We start from the raw sequence: 9,047 nt of genomic DNA, 5'->3' as shown, positions 1-9,047 counted from the left end.
GCGCCATGTGCTTTGCTTACGGTCACGGGCCAGGTGACGGGAGTCGCACCGGATATGCGGGTTGCGCGCCTTCGTCACTCGTTCGGGCTCACCCGACTGCTGCGGAGGAGGCCGGTGGCCGTTGCTGGGAAACGCCGCCAACCGGGGAGTGTTTCAGCAGGAATCCCCTTGGGAGCGAACCGGTGAAGCGGAAGGAAGTCGGCGCGGGCAGCCTCGCAGCGCTTTCTGGCCGGTTTAGCATGGCGTGCAAGGTGCGTGGACCGTCAGGCAAGGGGGCAGGCGGGCGTCACGTGCGGGTGCCCTGAGGGGTCTGAGACCAGAACCCCGGCCCGATTACGGCGGGCCGGGGTTCTATATGGTGCTCATGGTGTGGCTGGGTTTAGAAGTCGTCGAAGTCGAAGTCTTCACCGTGGTGGCGCTTGACCACCCGGAAGCTGCCCACCACTCCGTCCTTGACGTGGACACCCTTGGTGTGGTGCACCTTGACGCCGTTGGCTTCGCTGTGAGGGCCGACGGTGGCGACGGGGGCGCCGTTGTCGCAGGTCGCGCCGCGGAAGAACTCGACGGTCCGCTTGCTGTCGTTGCGGATGTTGAAGCTCTTGGAGCCCAGACCGCTCACCACGGTGATGCAGCCGTCGGGGTGGGCGGAGAACGACCGCTCGTTGATGAAGATCCTGCCGATCTCGTGGTGGCGACGCTTGCCGTGCTCGCCGCCCTGGCCGCCCTCGCCGCGCTCGCCGCCTTCGCCACCGCGGCCGCCGCCCTCGTTGCCCTTGCCCTGTCCGGACTCGCCGCCCATCGGCGCCTGGGCGGGAGCCTGCTGGACGACGGCCGGGGCCGCCGGGGCCGCCTGGGGCGCCGGCGCGGGGGCGGCGGTGGCGTAGGTGATGCCGGTCGCGGCGAGTGCCGCAGCGGCGCAGACGGCCGCGGTGACGGCGGTGGAACGGGTCATGATCATGATGCCTTGCTCCTGTCTCAGAGAGGCCGGCTTTTGCGGCCGGCGTGTGATTGAACGTACTGACCGCCCCCAAGGCTGTCATTTCGGGCATATCGGAATGGCTGGTGCGGGGGAGCCGAATGGGGTACCCAGAGCACCCGCCGGCACGGCTCTCCAGCTGCTGACGAGACGTCAATCCCTAGAAGGCTCTGGGTAGATTGATGAGGGATTAGGCCTTCAAGGTGATCTCTGATGCCTGATCACCCGTGCGGCAGCGAGTCGCCTGGAATTACCGGTGCGAAAGGCTCACCAGATTCCGGGATCGGCGGGTCTCGGACCGGATCACGTGGGCCCTGCCCTGATGACGCCCCCTCACCCTGCGGGCGTCGGCGTTCGGCAGGTCCGCTGGCGGGGGCCCGGCATTCCGTCATGGCCGCAGCCCAAGGTTGACGAGGCCTTGACCGGGCTGCTCGGTTGAGGACCTCGAAGCCTTGGGCTTCACCGCACCCCGTGCGCTGCCCTGCCTCTGTGAGACGGCAGGTTAGACGCGGGAATCAGCTGCGGGCGTGAGCGTGCCGGTCCGGGGCACGGGTCGTCAGGTCCGCCAGTGCTCGGGCCAAAAGATGGCCAGCATCAGCACCGGGGCACAGGTCGTGAGGGCAGGCGCGCAGGTCCGCTGCAACTTCCCTCCCCGCGTGAGTAGGGGCCTCTCTCAGCCACACCACGGTGTGCGGGGCGATATCCGCCATATCGGCCAGGGCCGCGTCGGGGCGGCTGGGGCTGATGGGATGCCACATCCGCCAAGAGGTCAAAAGCTGCCGCACGTCTCCCACAAGGCGCGGGTCTGCCGGTGGTGGAGCCGCCGAACGAGGACCGCGATACCTCTGCGCCCAGCCACAACGGTAGCGGTTTCCTCCACCAGATCTGTGTCGTGCTCGCGCGAGACCTAGGCAGGCAGGACTCCGAACCGATGGTGGGCGCGACTGGTGTCGAGGACCCGGTGGACGTCCAGGTCAGCCGGGATGAGGTTGACCCTGAACGCGCTGATCGGCCGCCCCACACCGTGCGCCGTCCGGGCCTGAACCCATGCATCGCGCACCCGCCCGGCCATCTCCTGCCCCTCCCGTGCGGCCCTGCGGCCCGGTGACCCACCACCGTGGCCACGGGCATGGCATCCGCCTGCCGGGGCCGGCAGGGACGGGTACGGCTTCGTCGCTCACCCGGCAGCCCCCGTATCGCCACTCATAGCACCCTCTTCCCCTGTCTTTCGACTTCAGCCTGGCGCGAACAGCGGTGCAATCCAAATGAGTTGACGACTTGTCGTACCTCGGAGTCGATCTGCGCCTGGGTTCCAGCGTGGACAGCGAGCCGGCCGGCTGACCCGTCAACCACGTGTCGACGCTTCCTGAGGATCGTTCCCCCTGGCAGTCCGTGAATCTTGACCCCCTCTGACTCTTGTAGGGTGCTGAAGGCTGAGGATTGGGCAGAGACACGCCGGCTTCATCGGGCGGAGGGTGTGTCCATAAAGGAGATCGCGCGGCGGCTGGGGGTGGCCCGGAACCGTTGAACTCGGACCGGCCGCCGTCCGACCCGAGTACGTCGGCATGGACCCGGTCATGGTGACCTGGAACCTGCCCTGCGGACGCTGGGGAGAGCCCTTTCCGACGACGTCGTCGCGGCTGCGATGGTCGACCGGCTCGTTCACCAAGCCAAGGTCCTGACCCTCACCGGAGACTCCTGTCGCACCCGCCAGCGGCGCGAACTGCTGAGCAAGGTCAACGGCGCCGGGCGCCGGTGAGTCACAGCGTCCACCAGCAATACAGGTTCAGGCCGTTTGACTGAGCGCGCTGAGCGAGTCCGGCCAGGTTCTTCAGGAGGGCGGCCGTGACCTCGACGCTGATCCCAATCCGCCGGAGTTCATCGGTCATCGACCACAGCTCGGCAAAGTGAACGAGGTCGTTCTGCGTCGCTGTCACGAGGGCATCGATCAGGGTGTCCGACACGCTGACTACGAACGGCGGGCCGCCCTCCGGCTCTGACAGCAGTTGTCCGGAACGCGGGCGTTCGCCGGCCTCCTCGTAGCTGCAGCGCGTCATGACGGCTTCGAGCTGAGCGATTGCGACGACCGGATCGATGTTCTTGAGGAAGACCACGTCGAGTTCCGCCTGCCCCGGCCCTCCCGGAGTCTCGAGGACCGCGACGGCAGCCTGGTCGTCAGCGGCAGAGAAGTAGTCGCACAGCGTCATGCCGCCGATTCTGGCATCCACACCTGACGGCCCTGCCGAACCGGCCGGGGCAGTCGAAGACCAACCACACGGGGGTCAATGTTCCGGGACTCGCCGGGGCGAAACTCAGCGTCTTCCACCAGGCGATTGCTCGTCTCGCACATCCCCTGGTGTCTCGGGTGGGGGAAGGGGACGTGCCTGTGGTCGCGTGGCTGGTCACTCCGCCCCGGACCTGGTGCTTGTCATTGCGAGCCGAGTCACGGGGGAGGGGCACCGGGTGTGCGGCATTCGTCTTGCGTCACCCGTTCGGGCTCACCCGGGCGCCGCGGGGGAGATCGGTGGACGTTACCGGGGAACACCGCCAACTGGGGGTGTCCCAGGGGGAATCTGCTTGAGGGTGAATCGATGAAGCGGGAGGTGGCGGGCGCGGGCAGCCTCGCAGCGCCTTCGGGCCGGTTTTAGTATGGCGTGCGAGGCGCGTGGACCGTGAAGCAGCGGTCGGGTGTGGGCGCCACGTGCCGGTGCCCGGGGGACTGAGAGCAGAACCCCGGCCCGATTGCGGCGGGCCGGGGTTCTCGATGGTTCGCTTGATGGGGCTGGTTTAGAAGTCGTCGAAGCCGAAGTCGTCGAAGTCGAAGTCGCCCTTGTGGTGACCGACCACCCGGATGCTGGCCACGATTCCGTCCTTGACGAACACGCCTTCGGCGTGTCCGGGCTTGACACCGTTGGCTTCGCTGCGGGGGCCGACTGTGGCGACGGGGGCGCCGTTGTCACAGGTCGCGCCGCGGAAGACCTCGACGGTCCGCTTGCTGTCGTTGCGGATGTTGAGGCTCTTGGAGCCCAGGCCGCTGACCACGGTGATGCAGCCGTCCGGGACGGCGGAGTACGTCCGCTCGTTGATGTGGATCCTGCCGATCTCGTGGTGGCGGCGCTTGCCGTGCTTGCCGCGCTCGCCGCCTTCGCCGCCGCGCTCGCCGCCGCGGCCGCCGCCCTCGTTGCCCTTGCCCTGTCCGCCCATCGGGGCGTAGTCCGGGGCGGCTGCCTGCTGGGCGACGGCCGGGGCCGTCTGGGGGGCCGATGCGGGAGCGGCGGCGGCGTAGGTGATGCCGGTCGCGGCGAGTGCAGAAGCGGCAGAGATGGCCGCGGTGACGGCGGTGGAACGGGTCATGATCATGATGCCTTGCTCCTCTCTCTGAGGGGCCGGCCTGCGACAGCCGACGTGTGATTGAACGTAATGACCACCCCCAGGGCTGTCATTTCGGGCATATCGGAAGGGCTGGCGTGGGGGAGCCGAACGGGGTACCCAGGGAGCCCCCAGGCCCGGCCCTCCATGTGCTGACGGCACGTCAATCTTCTGAAATCAGCGGGCAGATTGATGAGGCATTAGGCCTTCAAGGTGATCTCTGACGCCTGCTCACCCATGCGGCAGCGGGTCGCCTGGAAATGCCGCCGCGGACGACTCATCAGATCCCGGGACGGGCGGGTCACGGGCCGGATCACGGCACCACGCCCTGTCAGGGCCCTGTGCCCAAATCGGCCGCCATCCGGACTGGAGCGGGCCACGGTCCCAAGGGGGCGAGGGTCGCGAGGCCGGGTCCCCGTGACGCCCCCTCACCCGGTCGGCGTGCTTGCGCGATCTGTCCAGCCCGCAGTATCGGCGCAGGTCACTCCGTCACCCAGCTGGCGAGCCGGCGCGCAAGCGACCGTGACGCATCGACAGCCGAGTCAGGGGGCATTGGTAGACCGCTGATCAGGGGTATGACCGCTCGCACTCGTCCTGGGTGGAACAGGCTTTCGTAGCGTGGGTGCCGGCACGCTGACGCCACAAGGCGAGGCCGGGAGGAGTCCGCTGGGGAGGGGTACGCGATTGACGCAAGTGAGATCGATGTCCACCTCGGTCTGGATGTCGGCTGGGTGAACACCGCGGCACTGCCCTGACTTCGGTGGGCAAGAGCCCGGGAGGCCTGTGGCGTGGCCTGCGAGTGAGGTGAGTGCTTGCGCAGCTCTGGGGAGTTCTGATCCTGGTGCACGTCGATCACCCGTATCGAGGGGGACGACATTGTGTTGCCCATCACAATAATGCGTTATTATTGAACGCGAGACGGGGCGGCGAGAGCTTGAAGTGGCGGGAGTGGCAATGGACGAGCAGAGGGAGCGAATTCTGCGGGCGGCGGCCGAGGTGCTGGCTGAACGGGGCTTCGACGCAGGCCGGTTGCGCGACGTCGCCACGACGTCCGGTGTGTCCATAGGTGCGCTGCAGCACTACTTCGAGACTCGTGACGCACTCTTCCGTGAAGCCTTCGCCTGGTCGATCGACGATCTGATCGAACGCTGGCGGGCGGCGGCCGCCGACGCGGCCAGTGCCTGGCGCCGCTTCGAACTGCTCGTCACGGCACTCACCACCGATCCCACCCTCACCCGGCGCTGCGCCACCTGGACCGAGTTCTGCGCGAGCGCCTCCCGTCGCGAGGAGCTGCGCGAGGGCGTGCACCGGGTCCATGCCGAGTGGCAGGCGCTGGTTCGCGAGATTGTCCACCAAGGTCTGCAGAGCAAGGAGTTCGACCCGGCCGTCCCGGCCGACCTGGCCATCGGGTCGCTGGTGGCCCTGGTCGACGGCTGCGAAATGGCAGTGGCGTCCGGATCCGGGCTCACCGGTGAACGTTACGCCGAGATGATGCTCGGCACCGCGCGCGTCCTGCTCGGCGTATGCGCCTAGGCTTCGGAGAGGACATTCCATGGGAGTGAGGTTCCCGCACCTGTTCAGCCCGCTGCGGATAGGCCAGGTGGCAGTGCGCAACCGGATCCTTTCCTCGGGCCACGACACGGTCCTGGTCAGGGACGGCGAGGTCACCGAGGAACTGATCGCCTACCACGAAGCCCGCGCGAAAGGCGGCGTTGGTCTGATCGTGCTCCAGGTCTCGGGCGTGCACGAGTCTGCCCGCTACACCACCCACGTGCTCATGGCCACGGACGACGAGTGTGTCCCCGGCTATGCCAGGCTCGCGCAGGCGGTGCACCGGCACGGAGCGAAAGTCATCGGCCAGCTCTTCCATCCCGGCCGGGAGATCCTGGAGTCCAAGGACGGCAGCGCACCGGTCGCCTGGGCGCCCTCCGCGACACCGAGCGAGCGCTTCCATGTCATGCCACGCGCCATGACCGAGGCCGAGATCCGCGAAGTCCTCGACGGCTACGGTCAGGCAGCCCGCCGACTGCGCCAGGCCGGGCTCGATGGCGTGGAGATCGTCGCCAGCCACGGCTACCTGCCGGCGCAGTTCCTCAACCCTGAGGTGAACACCCGCGACGACGACTGGGGCGGCGACCGGCAGGGCCGGACACGCTTCCTGCGCGCGGCGCTGCGCAGCGCCCGGAAGGAGGCAGGAGACGGCTTCGTGGTCGGCCTGCGCATCTCCGGCGACGAACTGAGCCACGACGGCCTCAGCAGTGAGCTGGTGCTTCAGTCCGTCACCGAACTCGATGCCGAGGGACTCGTCGACTACATCTCGGTGTGTGCGGGTAGCTCGTCCAGCCTGTCCGGGGCCCAGCACATCGCCCCGCCCATGTTCCAACCCGCCGGCTACACCGCGCCGCTCGCCGCCAAGGTGCGCGCCGTCGTCGGCGTCCCCGTGATGGTGGCCGGGCGGATCAACCAGCCGCAGGAAGCAGAGCAGATCGTCGCAGGCGGTCAGGCGGACATGTGCGCGATGACCAGGGCCCTGATCTGCGACCCGGATCTGCCGGCCAAGGCTGCGGACGACCGCGCCGAGGAGATCCGCGCCTGCATCGGCTGCAACCAGGCCTGCATCGGCCACTTCCAGCTCGGCTACCCGATCTCCTGCATCCAGCACCCGGAGACCGGCCGGGAGCGTCGCTTCGGAGTACTGCCGACGATCACACGGCGCAAGAAGGTGCTGGTGGTCGGCGGCGGACCCGCCGGCCTGAAGGCCGCGGCCGTGGCCGCAGCACGCGGCCACGAGGTGGAACTGCACGAGGCGGGACGACGCGTCGGCGGTCAGGTGCTGCTCGCGCAACTGCTGCCCGGCCGCGCCGAGTTCGGCGGAGCGGTCACCAATCTCGAGGGCGAGGCGCGGCGCGCGGGAGCCCGCGTCCTCGTGGGCTCACGGATGGACGGCCCGGCTCTTGCGGCCGCGGCGCCGGACGCCGTAGTGCTCGCGACCGGCGCACGGCCTCGCCACCCACGGCTGGAGCTGATCGACGATCCCGTGGTGCTCGATGCATGGTCGGTGATCCGTGGCGGCGAGGTCCCGCGCGGACGGATCGTGGTGGCGGACTGGCGCGGCGACTGGATCGGCCTGGGCGTCGCTCTCCAACTCGCAAGCCAACGCAGGAAGGTGACGTTGTGCGTCACGGGCTTCGCGGCCGGCGAGCATCTGCAGCAGTACGTACGTGCCGCCATGTTGGCCCAGGCGGCACGGGCACGGATCGAGATCCTGCCCAACGTGCGGCTCTACGGCGCCGACAACGACACCGTGTACCTCCAGCACACCCTCACCGAGGAGCCGGTGCTGCTCGAAGGGGTCGCAGGCACCGTCCTTGCACAGGGCCACGACCCGGTCAACGACCTCGACCCCATCGCCCTGGGCGTCCCGGCCGACCGTGTCTTTACCGCCGGGGACTGCGTCACCCCCCGCACCGTGGAGGAAGCGGTCCTGGAGGGACTGACAGTGGCGGCCCAGCTTTGACGTCCTCGTCCCCGTGAACGGGGCGATTCCCGCCTACCGGGCCGTTGAAATGGTGCGGTATCGGGGATCCAGTTTCGCTGCGCCGTGCCTGGACGACTTCCGGGCTGCGCAACACGTTCACCTGCTGGTCGGAGGTGGAGGCTGCCCTGCGTCATGTCGTCCTCGGTGACCCGGGTCGGGCGCCCGCGTGCTGCCCCGGGGCGGGTGTTCGTTCGCTCGGTGTCACCCATGCGGGTGACATGCCGTGTCGTCCCTTCGGCGACCTCCGTCAGGCCAGGAGACTGGCCGGACCAGTCGGTTGTAGCGAAGGATTGTGATGGCGGCGGAAGATCTGTACGCGACGCTGAAGACCAACAGGGGCGACATCATGGTCCGGCTGCTGCCGAATCACGCGCCCAAGACCGTCCGGAACTTTGTGGAGCTCGCCAGGGGCGACCGGCAGTGGGTCGATCCCAACACGGGCCAGCCGAGCACGGAACCCCTGTATGACGGCACGGTCTTCCACCGGGTCATCGAGGGCTTCATGATCCAGGGCGGTGACCCCCTGGGCAACGGCACCGGCGGCCCCGGCTACAAGTTCGCGGACGAGTTCCACTCGGACCTGGCGTTCACCAAGCCCTACCTGCTGGCCATGGCCAACAGCGGACCGGGCACCAACGGCTCCCAGTTCTTCATCACCGTCGGGCCGACCACCTGGCTTACCGGCAAGCACACCATCTTCGGCGAGATCGCCGGCGAGGCCAGCCAACGTGTCGTGGACACCATCGCCACGACGGAGACCAACCCCCGCAACGATCGGCCGGTCCAGGACGTGGTGATCGAGAAGGTCGTCATCGAGACCCGCTGACCGACGAAGAGCCCCGGTTGACGCTACCCGCCGCGTAGACCGTGGCCGTGGCCTGGAGATCGTCCCGACGTGGTGCCCAGCCACCAGTACGCCAAAGTCCCCGGTCGGCGGATGCGCCTCGGCGGGCTGAAAGGCAGGCATGGCGGGCAGCGCGAGCCGAGTGGGTCGAGGGCTCCGGGGTCAGGTGGACGACGTCCAGAGCGAGGGCACGTCGTACCGAACCAGGGCTTCGGCAGCCATGCGTTACCGGGACTCTTGCAGAAAGCCCCGGCGTTCACGCCGGGGATGAACGCATCTCAAGGCTGCTCTGACGTGCACTTTAGAGTGGACGTTGTTGC

Annotated in this window: 7 protein-coding genes and 1 pseudogene; 5 read left to right on the top strand and 3 right to left on the bottom strand. The window is 68.3% G+C overall.

Annotated features, from left to right (window positions below; all coding sequences use genetic code 11):
- Window positions 1-379 precede the first annotated feature (379 nt).
- Window positions 380-958 (bottom strand): hypothetical protein, encoded by a 579-nt coding sequence (locus tag ACFY3J_RS38660; RefSeq protein WP_390842879.1) that lies wholly within the window; start codon window positions 956-958, stop codon window positions 380-382.
- A 1,441-nt stretch (window positions 959-2,399) separates the two neighbouring features.
- Here ACFY3J_RS38660 and ACFY3J_RS38655 point away from each other — a divergent pair.
- Both ACFY3J_RS38655 and ACFY3J_RS38650 read left to right on the top strand, forming a co-directional pair.
- A pseudogene (locus ACFY3J_RS38655) lies at window positions 2,400-2,498 on the top strand (helix-turn-helix domain-containing protein); the annotation flags it as partial.
- A 123-nt stretch (window positions 2,499-2,621) separates the two neighbouring features.
- The gene (locus ACFY3J_RS38650; protein ID WP_384186036.1) at window positions 2,622-2,735 is read left to right on the top strand and encodes a hypothetical protein; all 114 of its coding nucleotides are present in this window, start codon (window positions 2,622-2,624) and stop codon (window positions 2,733-2,735) included.
- A gap of 1 nt (window position 2,736) precedes the next feature.
- Here the strand turns inward: ACFY3J_RS38650 and ACFY3J_RS38645 are convergent, their stop codons facing one another.
- Complete coding sequence (locus tag ACFY3J_RS38645) at window positions 2,737-3,183, bottom strand: hypothetical protein (protein ID WP_384186034.1); 447 nt, start codon at window positions 3,181-3,183, stop codon at window positions 2,737-2,739.
- A 580-nt stretch (window positions 3,184-3,763) separates the two neighbouring features.
- Window positions 3,764-4,336, bottom strand: a complete 573-nt coding sequence (locus tag ACFY3J_RS38640; protein ID WP_384186031.1) for a hypothetical protein — start codon at window positions 4,334-4,336, stop codon at window positions 3,764-3,766.
- A gap of 963 nt (window positions 4,337-5,299) precedes the next feature.
- On the opposite strand from ACFY3J_RS38640, the gene ACFY3J_RS38635 reads away from it, so the two are divergent.
- The 3 genes from ACFY3J_RS38635 to ACFY3J_RS38625 all read left to right on the top strand — a co-directional run bounded on the left by ACFY3J_RS38635 (window position 5,300) and on the right by ACFY3J_RS38625 (window position 8,709).
- Window positions 5,300-5,878, top strand: coding sequence for a TetR/AcrR family transcriptional regulator (locus ACFY3J_RS38635; protein WP_390842878.1), 579 nt, complete (start codon window positions 5,300-5,302; stop codon window positions 5,876-5,878).
- Window positions 5,879-5,897: 19 nt separating this feature from the next.
- Window positions 5,898-7,862 carry an FAD-dependent oxidoreductase gene (locus tag ACFY3J_RS38630; RefSeq protein WP_390842877.1) on the top strand — a complete coding sequence of 655 codons (1,965 nt, stop codon included), beginning with the start codon at window positions 5,898-5,900 and terminating at the stop codon, window positions 7,860-7,862.
- Between the two features lie 316 nt (window positions 7,863-8,178).
- Window positions 8,179-8,709, top strand: coding sequence for a peptidylprolyl isomerase (locus ACFY3J_RS38625; RefSeq protein ID WP_390842876.1), 531 nt, complete (start codon window positions 8,179-8,181; stop codon window positions 8,707-8,709).
- The last annotated feature ends 338 nt before the right edge of the window (window positions 8,710-9,047 follow it).

This window comes from Streptomyces sp. NPDC001231 (genome assembly GCF_042896885.1).
Classification (GTDB): domain Bacteria; phylum Actinomycetota; class Actinomycetes; order Streptomycetales; family Streptomycetaceae; genus Streptomyces.
The sequence above is the reverse complement of the archived record's forward strand: the minus strand, read 5'-3'. Positions and strand labels throughout refer to the sequence as shown.

Excerpts from the sequence above, each read along its gene's own strand:
- ACFY3J_RS38660 (WP_390842879.1), bottom strand. The coding sequence starts at position 958 with ATGATCATGACCCGTTCCACCGCCGTCACCGCGGCCGTCTGCGCCGCT.
- ACFY3J_RS38650 (WP_384186036.1), top strand. The coding sequence starts at position 2,622 with ATGGTCGACCGGCTCGTTCACCAAGCCAAGGTCCTGACCCTCACCGGA.
- ACFY3J_RS38645 (WP_384186034.1), bottom strand. The coding sequence starts at position 3,183 with ATGACGCTGTGCGACTACTTCTCTGCCGCTGACGACCAGGCTGCCGTC.
- ACFY3J_RS38640 (WP_384186031.1), bottom strand. The coding sequence starts at position 4,336 with ATGATCATGACCCGTTCCACCGCCGTCACCGCGGCCATCTCTGCCGCT.
- ACFY3J_RS38635 (WP_390842878.1), top strand. The coding sequence starts at position 5,300 with ATGGACGAGCAGAGGGAGCGAATTCTGCGGGCGGCGGCCGAGGTGCTG.
- ACFY3J_RS38630 (WP_390842877.1), top strand. The coding sequence starts at position 5,898 with ATGGGAGTGAGGTTCCCGCACCTGTTCAGCCCGCTGCGGATAGGCCAG.
- ACFY3J_RS38625 (WP_390842876.1), top strand. The coding sequence starts at position 8,179 with ATGGCGGCGGAAGATCTGTACGCGACGCTGAAGACCAACAGGGGCGAC.